The organism is Kitasatospora sp. NPDC057512 (assembly GCF_042802135.1).
Taxonomy (GTDB): Bacteria; Actinomycetota; Actinomycetes; order Streptomycetales; family Streptomycetaceae; genus Kitasatospora.
The window spans coordinates 1-16,712 of record NZ_JBHVET010000019.1; the positions used below are offsets into that span (position 1 = coordinate 1).

The window sequence follows — 16,712 nt, forward strand, 5'->3', positions numbered from 1 at the left end:
GGCCCTCGGTCGTTCGTTGCCCGGCGTTCGTCGTCCCGGCCGGCCGAAGCCGGCCGAGGCCGGTGGGGGTCAGAGACCCAGGTCGTCCAGGGTGTACGCGGTCACGTACTCCAGGCCCTGGGCCTCGACGGCGGCCGCGCCGCCGCGCTCCACGATCACCGCGACGCCGACCACCTCGGCACCCGCCTCGCGCAGCGCCTCCACGGCGGTCAGCACCGAGCCGCCGGTGGTGGAGGTGTCCTCGACGGCCAACACCCGGCGGCCCTTGACCTCCGGGCCCTCGATCCGGCGCTGCAGGCCGTGCGCCTTGCCGGTCTTGCGGACCACGAAGGCGTCCAGCTGCTGCCCGCGCGCGGCGGCGGCGTGCAGCATCGAGGCGGCCACCGGGTCGGCGCCCAGGGTCAGACCGCCGACGGCGTCGTACTCCAGGTGCGAGGTCGCGTCCAGCATCACCCGGCCGACCAGCGGGGCGGCCACGCCGTCCAGCGTGATCCGGCGCAGGTCGACGTAGTAGTCGGCCTCCTTGCCGGAGGAGAGGGTGACCTTGCCGTGCACGACGGCCTTGTCCTTGATCTGTGCCAGCAGGGCGTCGCGGTCGTTGCTCATGAGCGTTCAGTCTAGGCCCTGGCAGTCCCCGCGGCTCTCCGGGCTCGCGCCCGGTCAGCGCCGGCGCAGCGCCCTGACCAGCACCACGGCACCGCCCAGCAGCGCCACCGAGCCGCCGATCACCCACGGCACCGCGTTGCGGCCGCCGGTGCCCGGCACCACGATCCCGCCGGCCTCCCCGCCCCAGCGGGACGCCGCCCGGGCCCGCGCGCTGCGGGCGGGCAGCGCCGGGGCGTACGGGCCGCGCGGCGGGGCGTGGTCCACCTCCTCGGCGGACCGGCCGACGATGCTGCGGCGCACCGGGCCGGAGAGCACCGGCTCGTCCTCGTACGCGAAGAGCGGCTCGGCGGGCAGTTCCTCGGCGACGCCGTCCTGCTCGGCCGAGCCGTCCGCGTCCTCGCCCTCGACGTCGTCCTCGTCGTCGTCGGCGGAGCCGGTGGGCAGACCGAAGCGCTCCGCGTCGGCGTCGGAGAAGGCGATCAGGTCGGAGAGGTCGTCGTCCAGGTCGTCGCCGGGCTGGTCCTGGCGCTCCTCGATGAAGACCACACCGGCGCCGGTCGCGGTCTCCGCGTCCTGGCCCTCCACGTCCTCCGCGCCCTCCTGATCCTGCGGCTGCTCGCCCTCCGGGGCGACCAGCGCGGCGGCGAACCTGTCCAGCAGCCGGCGGCCGGTGGCGTCGAGGGTCTCCTCGTCGAACTCGGTCAGCCGGCCGGTGGCGCTCAGGTCGCCGGTGAAGCGGATCGCCGCGGTGCCGTCCTCGGCGCCGTCCACGACGCTGACCCGGACGGTGGCGGTCGCCTCACCGCTGCCCCGGGCCTCCTCGCCCTCGGCGAACACGGTCAGTACGCCCTCCCGGCCCTCGATCAGCGACAGCACGCCCTTGTACGTGATCGTGGAGCCGCCGATCCGCAGCTTCAGCCGGCCGCCGATCTCCTCGGCCGCACCGGACCCGACCGCGGCCGGCTCGGTGCTCAGCCCCGGCACGCTCCGCGCCAGCAGCGCCGGATCCTGCAAGGCCTGCCGCACCAGCTCGGCGGACATCGGGACGACAACCTCATGCTCCATGCCACGGAGCCTACCGACTGGTCCCCGCCCGGTCCCTACCCACCACCACCAGATTTTTCCCCACCCCACCCGTTCCCTCGGCCGTCGCACCATCGCCCCGGCCCCAGGCCCGGGGCCGCCCCGCCCACCGGTCCCGTTCCTCGCGCCACGCCCTCAGCGGGGGCCGAGGAGGGTGAGGGCGGCCGGGGGGTGGGCGGGGCGGAGGGCGGTGAGGCGGGTGGTGGTGGCGTGGAGGGTGTCGGGGGTGAGGGCGCGGGGGGCCGGGGCGTCGGGGGCGAGGGTGAGCGGGGGCCGGGTGGCGGCGGCGAGGAGGAAGTTCTGGGCGCCGTCCGGCGGGCCGGGGCGGCAGGCGGCGGTGGCGCTGCCCGGGACGGCGTACGGGGCGGTCTGCAGGCCCGTCGTCCGCAGGCCGGACTCGATCTGCCAGAGGCCGTCCAGGTCGCTCCCGGCGCGGACGGCGATCCGGCCGCCGGGGGAGAGCAGCCGGGTGGCGAGGCCGTAGAACTCCTGGGAGTGGAACTTGACCGGCCCGCCGTCGGCCGGTGCCGGGAGGTCGGCGAGCACCACGTCGTACGGCCCGTCCCCGCCGGAGGCGCCCGCGCCGCGCAGCCAGGCCATCGGGTCGGCGGCGGTGGTGCGGACCCGGGGGTCGTCCAGGGAGCGGCCGCCGAGGGCGGCGAGCCCGGGGTCGGTGCGGGCGAGCCGGGGGAGGGCGGGGTCGGCGTCGACCAGCCGGACGGTGCGGACGCCCCGGTGCCGCAGCACCTCCCGCAGGGCGAGTCCGTCGCCGCCGCCGAGCAGCAGGACCCGGGCGTCCGGGCCGGCCGCCATGGCGGGGTGGACGAGGCCCTCGTTGCCCCGGTACTCGTCGGGTCCGCAGACCGCGAGCCGGCCGTCGAGGTAGAGCCGGAGCGGGCCCTCGGCGGGGCCGGTGAGCACGATCTCCTGGTACCGGCTGCGGGTCGCGTAGCGGACCTGGTCGCCGTACAGGGCGTGCCGGGCGGCGCGTTCGACGGCGTCGGAGCCGGCCGCGGCCGCCGCGAGCACGGCGAGGACGAGCAGGCAGCCGCCCCAGAGCAGCCGTCGTATCCGGGGGGCGGGTTCCTCGCGGAACAGCCAGAGCACCACGGCCGCTCCGGCGACGGCGTTGACGGCGCCGGTGAGCAGCGCTCCGTCACCGGGCCCGAGGCCGGGCAGGATCAGGAACGGGAAGGCGAGGCCGCCGACCAGCGCGCCCACGTAGTCGGCGGCGAACAGGTCGGCGACGGCGCGTCCGGCGTCCTCGCGCCGGATCCGCTGGATGAGGGTCATCAGCAGGGGGATCTCGGCGCCGATGAGGATGCCGATCAGGCAGGTGAGGCCGACCATGGCGGCCTGGTAGCGGCCGAACCAGGCCCAGCAGGAGTAGAGGGCGAGGACGGAGAGTCCGCCGGTGAGCGCGAGCGCGCACTCGACCAGGGCGAAGGCGGCGGCGGGCCGGCTGGTGAGCCGTTTGGCGAGCAGGGAGCCGAGGCCCATCGCGAACACCATGACGGAGAGCACGACGGAGGTTTGGGTGACCGTGTCCCCGAGCAGGTAGTCGCCGAGCGCCACGAGTTCGAGCTCGTAGACGAGTCCGCAGGCCGCGCAGACGAACGCGGCCAGCAGGACGGTCAGGCGGGCGAACCGGGGTCGGGAGCGCAGCCGGGAGCGACGGCGGGCGGGCAGGAGTGGGGCGTGGGCTCGCCCGGGCCGGGGTGGGGTGCCGTCGTCGAGGTCCACTCGCGGGCGTGCGGGCGGACCGGCCGGATGGTTGATCACGAACAAACGCTAGGGGACGCGCGGGACGGATGGCTGCGCCCATCCGACGGACAGTGAGCGACGTCGGATTGACGAATCGTTCCTGCGTACGATTCGTAGGACCGGGTTGGGCGGCCTACGGCCGGACCGGTGTTCCGCTCCGGGCTTGGGGCGGTCATGCCCCGGACACCACCAGCGAGGAGCGGGTGCACACCAGCTGCCCCTCCTGCGGATAGGCGTGCCAGGTGCGCCACAGGAGCCGGTCCGGGCCGCCCTGGGTGACCAGCGCGGTGAAGGCGCTCGGGTCGCCCGGGAAGACCCCGGCGAGGCCGCGGGGGTGCCCCTCGACCAGGGCCAGCAACTCCTGGGCGCGGGCCGCGAAGTCGTGCGGCGGCAGCGCCTCGATGCGGGCGGCGAACTCGTACTCCCAGCCGCCGACCTGCTTGGCCACCCGGGCCGGCAGCGGGGTGCGGCGGCCGGGCAGACAGGCGACGGTCTCCAGACACCGGCCGGGGCCCGCGTCGATCACCACCTGGTGGGAGGCGCCCAGCAGGCGCAGCTGGAGGGTGCCGGACGTGCCCGGTCGGCCGCCTCCGTCGAGTCTCAGGTCGCGGACGGCGAGAGCGGGCAGCGGGTCGCCGCCGAGGCACCAGGCGAGGTCACCGGCGCGGGTGTCCGTGTAGGAGGTCTGCAGTGTGGTGAGCATGCTCGGCTCCGCGTTTCAGCTCCGTGCGCGCCCGCCGAGCAGCACCGAGTAGGCCTAGGCGATGGCGAGGCTGTTCGTGGCTGTGCGGCCCTGGGCGCGGCCGACCGTGGAAGGAAGGATTCCGGCTGGAGATTCAGCAGCAGAGAAGCACGAATACGTCGGGCCCGCCGGTGATTTACCCAACTTTGTCAAGCATTCACCGTTTCGAGCACACCTGCTTCCCGGCTCTGATCGAGCCCGTGTGCGAGTCTGCACAGCGCGCGCCCCTATCACCGGATTGCGCGCCGTGCGCGCCGGGTGTGCGCTGTTCGGGCGCATCACGCACCGCCGCCCTCCAGGCGCGGGGCGTGGAGGGCGGCGGGAGAGTGCCCGGAGGGTCGGCCAGCGTGCCTCAGTGGCGGCAAACAAGCAAGCCGATCAAGGAAGTTGATGATCCATCGGAACTGGTGTCGGACTGCGGGAAGCCCCGTTCGAAGGGTGCGGAGAAGGGCGTGAAAGGGGGCGTGCGGCCCCTCACAGGCGCTGCAGGCGGGCGACGGCCTCCTGAAGGACCTCGTCCTTTTTGCAGAAAGTGAAGCGGACCAGGCTACGGCCGGCGTCCACGTCGTCGTAGAACACCGCGTTCGGGATGGCGACGACGCCGCAACGGCCGGGCAGGGCACGGCAGAACTCGATGCCGTCCTTCTCGCCGAGCGGGGTGATGTCGGTGGTGACGAAGTACGTGCCCTCGGGGGTGAAGGCCCGGAAGCCGGCCGCGGTGAGGCCGTCGACCAGCAGGTCGCGCTTGCGCAGCAGGTCGGCGCGGAGGGTGTCGAAGTACGTGTCCGGCAGCCGCAGGGCCTCGGCGACGGCGTACTGGAAGGGGCCGGCGCTGACGTAGGTGAGGTACTGCTTCGCGGTGCGCACGGCCGCGACCAGGTCCGGGCTCGCGGTGACCCAGCCGACCTTCCAGCCGGTGAAGGAGAAGGTCTTGCCGGCCGAGGAGATGCTGACGGTGCGTCCGCGCATGCCGGGCAGGGCGGCGATCGGGTGGTGGGCGGCGCCGAACACCAGGTGCTCGTAGACCTCGTCGGTGACGACCAGCAGGTCGTGCTCGACGGCGAGTTCGGCGATGGTGGCGAGCTCCTCGGCGGTGAGGACGGTGCCGGTCGGGTTGTGCGGGGTGTTGATCAGCAGCAGCCGGGTGCGCGGGGTGATCAGGGCGCGCAGCTCGTCCGGGTCGGGGCGGAAGGACGGGGCCCGCAGGGTGAGCGGCACCCGGGTGGCGCCGGCCATCGCGATGCAGGCGGCGTAGGAGTCGTAGAACGGCTCGAAGGCGATCACCTCGTCGCCGGGCTCCAGCAGGGCCAGCAGGGTGGCGGCGATGGCCTCGGTGGCGCCGGCGGTGACCAGCACCTCGCCGTCCGGGTCGTACGCGAGGCCGTGGAAGCGCTGCTGGTGCTCGGCGATCGCGGTGCGCAGCTCGGGGATGCCGGGGCCGGGCGGGTACTGGTTGCCGCGGCCCTCGCGCAGGGCCCGTACGGCCGCCTCGCGGACCTCCTCGGGCCCGTCGGTGTCCGGGAAGCCCTGGCCGAGGTTGATCGAGCCGGTGGCCGTGGCCAGGGCGGACATCTCGGCGAAGACCGTCGTGCCCATCCCGGCCAGTCGGCGGTTCAGCAGTGGCCTGGTACCCATCGGTGGCTCCTCACGGCTCGTTGTCAGGCCATCCTGGGTCAGCCGGGAGCCGGGGACAAGAACGGCCCGCCACCGGCGCGGAGGCGGGTGGCGGGCCGAACGGGCGGTGCGGAGGTACCGGGGCGGGATCAGGCCTCGTCGGTGCCCTCGGTGCCTTCGCCGTCCTCGCCCTCGATCTCGTTCTGGAGGCCGAGGCGCTCGACGATCCACTGCTCGAAGCCGACCGCGGCCTGGGTCCAGTTGGCGGTGGTGGTGACGAAGTAGTCCAGGTTGACGCCGGTGCCGACGATCATCTGGGCCTCGCCGATCAGGCGGACCACGCCGTCCTCGTGGGTGTGGGTGTAGACCTTGGGCCAGAGGGTCTCGCGGTTCCACTCGTCGATCAGGTCGAGGATCTCGCCCTTCTTCTCCAGCGGGTACGCGCGGTCGTAGAAGGCGCGCACCGCGAAGAGCTCCTTCTGCTCGCCGCGGAACATGTAGTAGACGCGGAAGCCCTCCCAGGGGGCGGTGAGGTCGCCCTCCTCGTCCACGACGTGCTTGAGCTGCATCTGGTCCAGCAGCTGGGTGACCAGGCCCTGGTCCGGGACGATGATCGGCGGCGGGCCGGCCGGCCGCCCGCCCTGGCCGCCGGGCTGGCCGCCCTGGGGCATGCCGAAGGACGGGATGGACGACGGGTCGATGCTCATGGGGGTCCTCTTCCTCAGTGCACGTGGTGGCCGGCAATGAGAGGCCGCCCTTTCCACCTCCCATCCTGCCTCATCCGGGGCTTCGCTCACAGGGGTGGCCGAGGGGCGAGTCGATCTTCGTCGGGCGTTCTTCGCGGTGTTGTTCCCGGTGTCCCTCCCGGGTTCTTCCCGGGCTTCCCCGGGTGTTCTCCGACGGTTCCGGCGGGGGTGGAGCGGGCGGCGGTCACGGAGGGTGCGCGGCGGTGGGGCGGAGGCCGTCCGGAGGGCGGGCGCGTGAGCCACGTCACGCGCCCGGCGCACCGGTTCGGCTGCCGCGCCGGCCGGATGCGGTTAGCGTGCGACGGAAATCGCTTCGGTCAAATCCCGGCCCGGCCGGGTGAGTTGAGCTGTCCTGAGGCGGACTGTCCGGAATTGAGGGGGGAACAGGAGTGGGTGGAGCGGCGACGGGGGACGGCGCATCGCTCGGGGCGCTGCTGCGGAGCATCCGGCTGGACCGGGGGATGACGCAGGAGCAACTGGGCGAGGCGACCGGGCTGAGCGTGCGGTCGATCCGGGACCTGGAGCGGGAGGTGTCCTGCCCGCGGGTGTCCACGCTGCGGCTGCTGACCCAGACCTGGGACCTGCCGGACGCCCAGGTGGCCGAACTGCACCGGCTGGCGCGCAGCCGGCGGGAGCGGACCCGGCGGCTGCTGCGGCAGGCGGCGGAGTGACGGCGTCCGGCGCCGCCCGAGGACGGGGAACGGGCCGTCCCCCGCCGCCGGAGCGGAGGGAACGGCCCGTGCGCCGGACGCCCGGCGGTGCTACTTCTCCAGCGGCCCCCGGCCGCGCACGGTGAGGCGGTCGCCCTCCTCGTCCCGCTCGACCACGACGGTGTCCCCGTCGTGCACCGCGCCGGACAGGATCGCCCGGGCCAGCTGGTCGCCGATCGCGGACTGCACCAGCCGGCGCAGCGGGCGGGCGCCGTACGCCGGGTCGTAGCCGGTGAGCGCCAGCCAGTCGCGGGCGGCCTCGGAGACGTCCAGGGTGAGCCGCCGCTCCCGCAGGCGCTCGCCCAGGAGGGCCACCTGGAGGTCGACGATCCGGCTCAGCTCGCCGGTGCCCAGCGGCTCGAAGACCACGATGTCGTCCAGCCGGTTGAGGAACTCCGGCTTGAACGCGGACCGGACGGCGCCCAGCACCAGCTCCCGCTTCTCGGCCTCCGGGGTGGCCGGGTCGACCAGGTACTGCGAGCCCAGGTTGGAGGTGAGGATCAGGATGGCGTTGCGGAAGTCCACCGTGCGGCCCTGGCCGTCGGTGAGCCGCCCGTCGTCCAGCACCTGGAGCAGGACGTCGAAGACCTCCGGGTGCGCCTTCTCCACCTCGTCCAGCAGCACCACGCTGTACGGGCGGCGGCGGACTGCCTCGGTGAGCTGGCCGCCCTCCTCGTAGCCGACGTACCCGGGCGGGGCGCCGACCAGGCGGGAGACCGAGTGCTTCTCGCCGTACTCGCTCATGTCGATCCGGACCATGGCCCGGGCGTCGTCGAACAGGAAGTCGGCCAGGGCCTTGGCGAGTTCGGTCTTGCCGACGCCGGTCGGGCCGAGGAAGAGGAAGGAGCCGGTCGGGCGGTCCGGGTCGGCGATGCCGGAGCGGGTGCGCCGCACCGCGTCCGAGACGGCCTGCACGGCCTCCTTCTGGCCGATCAGACGACGGCCCAACTCCTCCTCCATGCGCAGGAGTTTGGCGCTCTCGCCCTCCAGCAGCCGGCCGGCCGGGATGCCCGTCCAGGAGGCGACCACGTCGGCCACGTCGTCCGGGCCGACCTCCTCCTTGACCATCGAGGCGGAGGCGTCCTGGTCGGCCGCCCGTTCCTGGGCGTCGGTGAGCTCCTTCTCGGCGGCCGGGATCTCGGCGTACATCAGCTTGGAGGCCCGCTCGAAGTCACCGTCGCGCTGGGCGCGTTCGAGCGCGCCGTGCAGGTCGTCCAGCCGCCCCTTGAGCTCGCCGACCCGGTTGAGGCTCTTCTTCTCCTGCTCCCAGCGCGCCGTCAGCACGCTCAACTGCTCGTTCCGGTCGGCGAGGTCGCGCCGCAGCCGGGCCAGCCGGTCCACCGAGGCCGGGTCCGACTCCTTCTCCAGGGCCAGCTCCTCCATCCGCAACCGGTCGACCGAGCGCTGGAGTTCGTCGATCTCGACCGGGGAGGAGTCGATCTCCATCCGCAGTCGGGAGGCCGCCTCGTCGACCAGGTCGATCGCCTTGTCGGGCAGGAAGCGGGAGGTGATGTAGCGGTTGGACAGGGTGGCCGCGGCGACCAGGGCGGCGTCCGAGATCTGCACCTTGTGGTGGGCCTCGTACCGGCCCTTGAGGCCGCGCAGGATGGCGATCGAGTCCTCGACGCTGGGCTCGCCGACCAGCACCTGCTGGAAGCGGCGCTCCAGGGCCGGGTCCTTCTCGATCCGCTCGCGGTACTCGTCCAGCGTGGTGGCGCCGACCATCCGCAGCTCGCCGCGGGCCAGCATCGGCTTGAGCATGTTGCCCGCGTCCATCGCGGAGTCGCCGCCGGCGCCCGCGCCGACCATGGTGTGCAGCTCGTCGATGAAGGTGACGACCTGGCCGTCGGAGGCCTTGATGTCGTTCAGGACGGCCTTCAGCCGCTCCTCGAACTCGCCGCGGAACTTGGCGCCCGCGACCATCGCGCCGAGGTCCAGCGCGACCAGCCGCTTGCCGCGCAGCGACTCCGGCACGTCGCCGGCCACGATGCGCTGGGCCAGGCCCTCGACCACGGCGGTCTTGCCGACGCCGGGCTCGCCGATCAGCACCGGGTTGTTCTTGGTCCGGCGGGAGAGCACCTGGACCACCCGGCGGATCTCGTGGTCGCGGCCGATCACCGGGTCGAGCTTGCCGTCCCGGGCGGCCTGGGTGAGGTCGGTGCCGTACTTCTCCAGCGCCTTGTAGGTGCCCTCCGGGTCCGGCGAGGTGACCCGGCCGCTGCCCCGGACGTCCTTGAACGCGGCGAGCAGCGCCTTCGGCGTGGCGCCCTGGTGCACCAGCAGCTCGGCCACCTGGCCGCCCTCGGCGGCCAGGCCGACCATCAGGTGCTCGGTGGAGACGTACTGGTCGTCCAGGTCGTTGGCGCGCTTGCCGGCCTCGGTGAGCACCGCGACGGTGTCCCGGGCGAGCTGCGGCGCGGAGACCGTCGAGCCCATCGCGCTGGGCAGCGCGGCCGCCTGGCGGCGGGCCTCCGCGTCGACCCGGGCGACGTCGGCGCCGACCGCCTCCAGCAGGGGCCGGGCGATGCCCTCGGGCTGCTCCAGCAGGGCGATCAGGATGTGCACCGGCCTGACGTCCGGGTTGCCGGCCGTGCCCGCCTGCCGGATCGCGGCGGACAGGGCGTCCTGCGTCTTGGTGGTGAACTTGCTGGCGTCCACTGCTGGGGTGTCCTCCCTCGTCGTCCTTCACTACTGCTACGTACAGCATGCACTAAGTTGAGTCTATTCCGCTCAACCTTTCCCGGGACAGGGTTTTTCAGGCCGGGGGAAGCCGGCGCCCGGCCGGACGCCCGACGGGCCGCCGGGTCAGCCCCAGCAGCTCCCGGGCCGGCCCGCTCGGCCGCTGCCCGGCCGGCCAGACCGCGCGCAGCGGCCGCCGCAGGTCCAGCTCCTCCACCAGCGGCACCTCGACCAGCCGCCGGGTGGCCAGCTCCTCCACCACGGCCAGCTCGCTCAGGCAGACCGGCCCCGCCCCGGTCATCGCCGCCGCCTTCAGCGCGGTCGACGAGGCCAGCTCCATCCGGGGCCGCGCCGCGCCCCCGTACGGCTTCAGGGCCGCCTCCAGCACCTCCCGGGTGCCCGAGCCGGGCTCGCGCAGCACCAGCGGGACGGCCGCCAGCTCGGCCCCGGTCAGCGGGACGCGGCGGCGCGCCCACGGGTGGCCGGGCGCCACCACGACCACCAGCCGGTCCGCCGCCACCACCGCGCCGGCCAGCCCGGGCGGGGTGGACGGGCCCTCGACGAAGCCGAGGTCGGCGTCCCCGGCCAGGACGTGCCCGGCGACCTCCGCCGAGTTCGCCGTCCGCAGCGTCACCGCCGTCCCCGGGCTGGCCTCGGACAGGCCCAGCAGCCAGCCGGGCATCAGGTACTCGGCGACGGTCAGGCTGGCCACCACCCGCAGCTTGGCGTCCCGCCGCTCGCGCAGCGCGTCGATCCCGGCGTCCAGCGCCTGCGCCGCCTCCACCACCTGCCGGGCCCACTCGACCACCAGCCGGCCCGCCTCGGTCGGCCGGCTGCCCCGGGGCGAGCGGTCCAGCAGCGGGACGCCGATCTGCCGCTCCATGCCCTTGATCCGGGCGCTGGCGGTCGGCTGGCTGACGCCCAGCTCGGCCGCCGCCCGTCCGACGCTGCCCAGCCGGGCCACCGCGAGCAGCAGTTCCAGGGCGCCGAGTTCGGGGACGTGCGAGGAGAGGGGCATAGGTCCAGGCTATGCCCCCATAGAAGCCCCGGCGCTACCGGCCGCCGGGCCTTCCGGGCGACGGTGGGAGCATGTCCACTCTGGCCGGTATCCGACCCCTCGCCCGCCCCGCCGCCCGCCCCCGGCCCGACCTCGCCCAGCTCGGCCCCAACTGGTACGCCGCCGTGATGGGCACCGCGATCCTGGCGAACGGCGCCGCCGTCCTGCCGGTGCGGCCGCCCGGGCTGACCGGGTTCGGCGAGGTGCTGTGGGCGCTCGCGCTGGCCGCCCTGCTGGTGCTGGCCGGGGCCCGGCTGGTCCACCTCACCCGGCACCGCGAGGCGGCCCGCGCCCAGCTGCTGGACAACCCGGCGACCGCGGTCTTCTACGGCTGCCCGCCGATGGCGCTGCTCTCGGTCGGGCTGGGCACCCTGCTGCTCGGCTCCCGGGTCATCGGCACCGGCCCGGCGGTCGCCCTGGACGCGGTGCTGTGGGGCCTCGGCACCGTGTACGCGCTGGTCGTGGCCGGCGGCATCCCGTACCTGATGATCACCCGGCACCGGGTCTCCGCCCTGGAGGCCAACCCGACCTGGCTGCTGCCGGTGGTCGCCCCGCTGGTCGCCTCCGCCTGCGGCCCGGCGCTCGTCCCGCACCTGCCGGCCGGAACGGCCCAGCAGGCCATGCTGTACGGCTGCTGGGCGCTGTTCGGCGTCGGCCTGCTGGCCACCCTGGTGCTGCTGCCGGTGGTGTTCACCGGGCTGTTCCACAGCAGGCTGCCCGCCCTGGCGCTCACCCCCACGCTGTTCCTGGTGCTCGGCCCGCTCGGCCAGTCCGTCACCGCGGTCCACCAGCTCGCCGACGCCGCCCGCCCGGTGCTGCCCGCGCTGGCGCCCGCCATGACCGACCTCGCCGAGCTGTACGGCGTGGCGGTGATCGGCGTCGCGATGCTCTGGCTGGCCGTCGCGCTCGCCGCCAACCTGCGGGCCCGGCGGGCCGGGATGCCGTTCGCGATGACCTGGTGGGCGTACACCTTCCCGGTCGGCACCTGCGTCACCGGCGCCTCCGCGCTCGTCCGGCACACCGGCTTCGCGGGCTTCAGCGGGCTGGCCGTCGGCCTGTACCTGCTGCTGGCGTTCGCCTGGGTGCTCGCCGCGGGCGGCACCGCGGCCGGGCTGGCGCGGGGGCGGCTGCTGGCCCGCTGAGGAGGGCGGCCGGGCCCGCCCCGGCGCGCGGACGGGCCCGCTCAGGAGTACGCCGAGGATGCAGGAACGCGCACGGCCGGGACGACCGCGCACAGCGGCCCGGCGGAAGTGCCGGGCGGCGCCGACTCCCCTTCCGGGCCCGGGTTTCCACCGGAATCCGTCCCACCGCCCGAACAGCCCGCGGCCGCGCCCGGATGCAGATAGCTGCAATTGCGCGAACATGCACTCGGGCGGCACTTGTTCACCGGCCGTCACGCTGTGAGGGTGGAGGCACGCCAAGTCGTCCAGGCAACCGCAGCCTGATGGTGGCGACTCGCTCTTCGAAACTGACCGCAGGTGCGACAACCCGCACCGGTGGAACGGGGGGGAAGGGCGCCGGCCGGGACCATGTGTGGTGATGGCCTCCCGGCCGGACCCGTCGAGGCGTTGCTGCTCCGCCTCGACGGGAGCGCCTTGGCATTGGCGTACCGATGGCGGCCCCCGGACGACCCGGCGTGCGACGGCACCCGGGCCCGGGGGTCCGCCGTCCCACCCGGTACCGTGACCGCCTGATCCATGATCACGCCGTACCGCCCACCGGCACCGTGAGCCCGCCCGGCCCACCGGTGCCGCGGCCCGCGCGGTGAGGAACAGGGGCAGCACCAGGGGAGAGGCGTCCGGCAGGGAGAGTGCGACGTGACGGCGGAACCGGCGGTCACACCGCAGCAGGGGCCGGTGGGCGGGGAGCCCGACGAGGCCGCCCGGCAGCTCTACCTGGCCGTCATCGCCGAGGGCGGCCGCGTCCCCACCGGCGAGGTCGCGGACGCCGACCGGGAAGCGCTCCAACAGCTCATCGACATCGGCCTGTTGATGGTCAACCGGATGGACCGCTGCTACACCGCCGTCAGCCCGCGCTCGGTCAGCGACCGCCTCGGCGCCGAACTGCGCAGCGAGGCCACCCGGCTGCTGGTCCGCGCGGAGAACCTCCCGGGCGCCCTCGACGGCCTCACCCGGGCCTACGACGCGATGCCCAGGCCCACCGACCGGGCCGGCGGCGCCGTCCACGTCGAGGGGCACGTCCACATCCGCCAGCGGATCTCCCAACTGGTCTCCGACTGCCGCTCCGAGGTCCTCACCGCGCAGCCCGGCCACCGGCCCGCCGACACCCTCCAGGTCGCCCTCCTCCAGGACGTCCAACTGCTCCGGCGCGGCTGCTCGCTGCGCACCATCTACCAGCCGGTCGCCCTCGCCGACCCGCCCGCCCTCGCCTACGCCGAGGAGGTCACCCGGCACGGCTCGCTCATCCGGGTGCTCGACGAGCCCTTCCAGCGGCTGATCGTCTTCGACCGGTCCGTCGCCGTGATCTCCGCCAACGACGACAACAGCACCGCCGCCTTCATCACCGACCCGGCCACCATCACCTACCTGGTCGGCACCTTCGAACGCGACTGGGCCCGCGCCGACACCGCCGAGGCCGCCGCCCTCGGCCAGGCACCCGCCCGCACCATCCCCGACCGGGTCGGCCGGCTGCTCGCCCGCGGCCTCACCCAGCGCGCCGTCGCCACCCGGCTGGGCCTGAGCGAACGCACCGTCGCCGCCCACATCTCCCGGCTGCGCGACCGCTACGGCGCCCAGACCCTCTTCCAGCTCGGCTGGCTGATGCGAGGCGCCCGCGATGACCGATGAGCCGAGCCCGGCCGAGCGGGCGCTCTACCTCGCCGCCGTCCGGGGCGGCGGCCGACTGCGCCCCGAGAGCCTCGCCCCCGCCGACCGCCCCACCCTGGCCGCCCTCGTCGCCCGCGGCCTGCTCACCCCCACCGCCACCGGCTGGACCGCCGCGAGCCCGCGCGCCCTCGGCGACCGGATCGGCCTCGAACTGCGCACCCGCGCCCTCCGCCTGCTGCGGCACGCCGAGCGGCTCCCGGGCACCCTCGGGCCGCTGGCCCGCGCCTACGACGCCGCCCACCACCCGGTCGGGCCGTCGGCCGTCGACCTCCCGGCTGTCGGGCCCGGTGTCGGCGGCCCCACGGCCGGCACCGTCGACGACGCCGCCGAGGTCCGCCGGCGGGTCGGCGAACTCGTCTCGGAGTGCCGGGAGGAGGTCCTCGCCGCCCAGCCCGGACCGCGTCCGCTCGAAGCCCTCCGGATGGCCCTCGCCCAGGACCTCTCGCTGCTCCGCCGCGGCTGCTCGCTGCGCACCGTCTACCAGCCGGTCGCCCTCGCCGATCCCGCCGCACGGAGCCAGGTCGCGCTGCGCACCGGCCACGGCGCCCAGGTCCGCGTCCTCGCCGAACCGTACGAGCGGGTACTGGTCTTCGACCGCGCGGTGGCCGTCATCCCCGCCGACGAGGACCGCAACCGGGCCGCCTTCCTCACCGACCCCACCACCGTCGCCTATCTGGTCGCCCAGTTCGAACGCGACTGGGCCCGCGCCACCCCCGCCGACCGCCACCTCGACCCGCCGTCCGTCACCACCGTCCGGATCGGCCGTCTGCTCGCCCGCGGCCTCACCCAGCGGGCCGTCGCCACCCGGCTGGGCGTGAGCGAACGCACCGTCGCCGCCCACATCTCCCGGCTGCGCGACCGCTACGGCGCCCACAGCCTCTTCCACCTCGGCTGGCAGCTCCGCGGAGAACACCATGACTGACACCCCCGCCACCCAGCTCTCCGCCGCCCTCCCGGACGCCGCCGCCCGCGCCCTCTACCTGGCCGTCCTGCGCGAGGGCGGCCGGATCCGGATCGCGGACGTGGCGGCGGAGGACACGCAGACCGTCCAGACCCTGCTGGACCTGGGACTGCTGAAGCCCTACGTCCTGGACGGCTCGCTCAGCGCGGTGGACCCGCGCTCGGTCACGGCCCGGATCGGCGCCGACCTTCGAGCGGCCGGCACCCGTCTGCTGACGCGGGCCGAGGAACTCCCGGACCAGTTCGGCGACCTCACCGTCGCCTATGACGCGGCGTCCCGCCGCCACGGCCGCTCCGGAAACACCCGGGTCGTCGAGGGCATGGAGAACATCCGGCACCGGATCTCCCAACTCTCCGAGGAGCTCCGCCACGAGGTACTCTCCGCCCACCCCGGCGGCGCCCGGCCCGTGGACGCCGCCGACGACACCGTGAACCACGCCCGCCGCTTCCTGGAGACAGGTGGTTCGATCCGTACCCTCTACGAGTCCGCGGCCCGTCTCGACGCCTCGACCGTCCGACTGGCTGCCCGGCTGACCGGGCTCGGCTGCCACATCAGGGTCGCGGCGTTCTCGTTCCCCAAGATGCTGGTCTTCGACCGCACCGTGGCCGTGGTCGCCGCCGCACCGGGGGGAACCAGCGCGGCCGTCATCGACGACCCGGTCGTGGTCGACTTCCTGGTGCGGACCTTCGAACTGCACTGGCAGGACGCCGAGGGCGTCAACTGGACCTCCCTGGAATCCGGTTCCATCGAGCCGTCCGTGCCCGAGCAGGTCGGCCGACTGCTCGCCCAGGGCCTCACCCAGCGCGCGATCGCCACCCGCCTGGGCCTGGGCGAGCGGACCGTGGCCGGCCACATCGCCCGGCTGCGGGAGCAGTACGACGCCGAGACGCTGTTCCAGCTGGGCTGGCAGATGAGGGGAGCCCACGATGTCTGACACCGACCTGCCGGACGCCGCCGCCCGGGAGCTCTACCGGGAGATCCTCAGGGACGGCGGCCGGCTGCACGTCGCCGACATCCGTCCCGAGGACGAGCCGACGGTCGGACAACTCGCGGACCTGGGACTGCTCGTCCTCCGCGTCGCCGACAACGCCTACAGCGCGGTGAACCCCCGGTCCGTGGCCGAGCGCATCGGCGTGGACCTGCGGGAGGAGAGCGCCCGCCTGCTCGCCCGGGCCGCGCTCGTTCCGGATCTGCTGGACGACCTCACCCAGGCCTACGACGCCGCACCGCGTCGGAGCGAGTCGGGTGGAGGCGCCCGTCGGCTGACGGGCATGGCGGAGATCCGGCACCTGGTCTCGCAGTTGGTCAAGGACTATCCGCACGAGGCCCTCGGCGCCCAACCCGGCGGTGCCCGTCCGCCGGAGCACATGAAGGACTCGCTGGAGCAGAGCCGCCGCTACATCGAGGCGGGAGGCGCGATACGCACGATCTTCGAGCCGACGGCCTGCGCCGACATGCCCACCGTCGGGTTCGCACGAGGGTCGACGCAGGTCGGAGCCCCGATCCGGGTGCTGGACGAGCCGTTCACCCGAACCCTGATCTTCGACCGCACCGTGGCCGTGATTCCGGCGGCTCCCGACAACACGGTCGTCGCCGTCGTGGAGGACCCCGCGATGGTGGCCTACCTGGTGGGGGTCTTCGATCAGCAGTGGGCGCGGGCCACGGTGGTGGACTGGGCAGCCCTGGCTGGTAGCTCCGCCGGACCCGCCGCGCACGAGCAGGTCGGGCGGCTGCTCGCCCGCGGCCTCACGCAGCGGGCGATCGCCAGCCGGTTGGGGCTGAGCGAACGCACCGTCGCCGGTCACATCGCCCGGCTGCGTGAGCTGTACGACGCGGAGACGCTGTTCCAGTTGGGCTGGCAGATGCGGGGAGCCCGGACGGGGGAGCCCGGTGGGTAGCCGCTG

The 16,712-nt window shown here is 74.4% G+C and carries 14 protein-coding genes; 6 read left to right on the plus strand and 8 right to left on the minus strand.

Features of this window, described 5'->3' with window-relative positions:
* Positions 1-69: 69 nt before the first annotated feature.
* The 6 genes from pyrE to ACFU6K_RS02905 form a co-directional block, all read right to left on the minus strand.
* Positions 70-606 carry an orotate phosphoribosyltransferase gene (gene pyrE / locus ACFU6K_RS02880; RefSeq protein ID WP_049659651.1) on the minus strand — a complete coding sequence of 179 codons (537 nt, stop codon included), beginning with the start codon at positions 604-606 and terminating at the stop codon, positions 70-72.
* A gap of 54 nt (positions 607-660) precedes the next feature.
* Positions 661-1,671, minus strand: coding sequence for a hypothetical protein (locus ACFU6K_RS02885; RefSeq protein ID WP_380660512.1), 1,011 nt, complete (start codon positions 1,669-1,671; stop codon positions 661-663).
* 153 nt (positions 1,672-1,824) lie between these two features.
* A complete protein-coding gene (locus tag ACFU6K_RS02890) occupies positions 1,825-3,471 on the minus strand; it encodes a polyamine aminopropyltransferase (RefSeq protein ID WP_380660513.1) in 1,647 nt (548 codons plus the stop codon).
* Between the two features lie 154 nt (positions 3,472-3,625).
* Positions 3,626-4,156 (minus strand): DUF2617 family protein, encoded by a 531-nt coding sequence (locus tag ACFU6K_RS02895; RefSeq protein ID WP_380660515.1) that lies wholly within the window; start codon positions 4,154-4,156, stop codon positions 3,626-3,628.
* A 513-nt stretch (positions 4,157-4,669) separates the two neighbouring features.
* Entirely contained in the window at positions 4,670-5,830 is a 1,161-nt protein-coding gene (locus ACFU6K_RS02900; RefSeq protein WP_380660516.1) for a pyridoxal phosphate-dependent aminotransferase, read from the minus strand.
* A 128-nt stretch (positions 5,831-5,958) separates the two neighbouring features.
* Entirely contained in the window at positions 5,959-6,516 is a 558-nt protein-coding gene (locus tag ACFU6K_RS02905) for a YbjN domain-containing protein (protein ID WP_380660517.1), read from the minus strand.
* A gap of 428 nt (positions 6,517-6,944) precedes the next feature.
* Here ACFU6K_RS02905 and ACFU6K_RS02910 point away from each other — a divergent pair, with 428 nt between their 5' ends.
* A complete protein-coding gene (locus tag ACFU6K_RS02910) occupies positions 6,945-7,226 on the plus strand; it encodes a helix-turn-helix domain-containing protein (protein ID WP_380660519.1) in 282 nt (93 codons plus the stop codon).
* 90 nt (positions 7,227-7,316) lie between these two features.
* Here ACFU6K_RS02910 and clpB read toward each other — a convergent pair whose 3' ends face one another.
* Both clpB and ACFU6K_RS02920 read right to left on the minus strand, forming a co-directional pair.
* Complete coding sequence (gene clpB / locus ACFU6K_RS02915; protein WP_380660520.1) at positions 7,317-9,923, minus strand: ATP-dependent chaperone ClpB; 2,607 nt, start codon at positions 9,921-9,923, stop codon at positions 7,317-7,319.
* 97 nt (positions 9,924-10,020) lie between these two features.
* Positions 10,021-10,962, minus strand: a complete 942-nt coding sequence (locus tag ACFU6K_RS02920) for a LysR family transcriptional regulator (RefSeq protein ID WP_380660521.1) — start codon at positions 10,960-10,962, stop codon at positions 10,021-10,023.
* Between the two features lie 71 nt (positions 10,963-11,033).
* On the opposite strand from ACFU6K_RS02920, the gene ACFU6K_RS02925 reads away from it, so the two are divergent.
* The 5 genes from ACFU6K_RS02925 (at position 11,034) to ACFU6K_RS02945 (ending at position 16,706) form a co-directional block, all read left to right on the plus strand.
* On the plus strand, positions 11,034-12,143 hold the full coding sequence (locus ACFU6K_RS02925) for a TDT family transporter (RefSeq protein ID WP_380660523.1): 1,110 nt from the start codon (positions 11,034-11,036) through the stop codon (positions 12,141-12,143).
* Positions 12,144-12,818: 675 nt separating this feature from the next.
* Positions 12,819-13,808, plus strand: a complete 990-nt coding sequence (locus ACFU6K_RS02930) for a LuxR C-terminal-related transcriptional regulator (protein ID WP_380660524.1) — start codon at positions 12,819-12,821, stop codon at positions 13,806-13,808.
* Complete coding sequence (locus ACFU6K_RS02935; protein ID WP_380660525.1) at positions 13,798-14,769, plus strand: LuxR C-terminal-related transcriptional regulator; 972 nt, start codon at positions 13,798-13,800, stop codon at positions 14,767-14,769. The genes ACFU6K_RS02930 and ACFU6K_RS02935 overlap by 11 nt, the downstream gene beginning before the upstream one ends.
* A complete protein-coding gene (locus ACFU6K_RS02940; RefSeq protein WP_380660526.1) occupies positions 14,762-15,742 on the plus strand; it encodes a LuxR family transcriptional regulator in 981 nt (326 codons plus the stop codon). The genes ACFU6K_RS02935 and ACFU6K_RS02940 overlap by 8 nt, the downstream gene beginning before the upstream one ends.
* Positions 15,735-16,706 (plus strand): LuxR C-terminal-related transcriptional regulator, encoded by a 972-nt coding sequence (locus tag ACFU6K_RS02945; protein WP_380660527.1) that lies wholly within the window; start codon positions 15,735-15,737, stop codon positions 16,704-16,706. Before ACFU6K_RS02940 ends, ACFU6K_RS02945 begins: the two co-directional genes overlap by 8 nt.
* Positions 16,707-16,712: the final 6 nt, after the last annotated feature.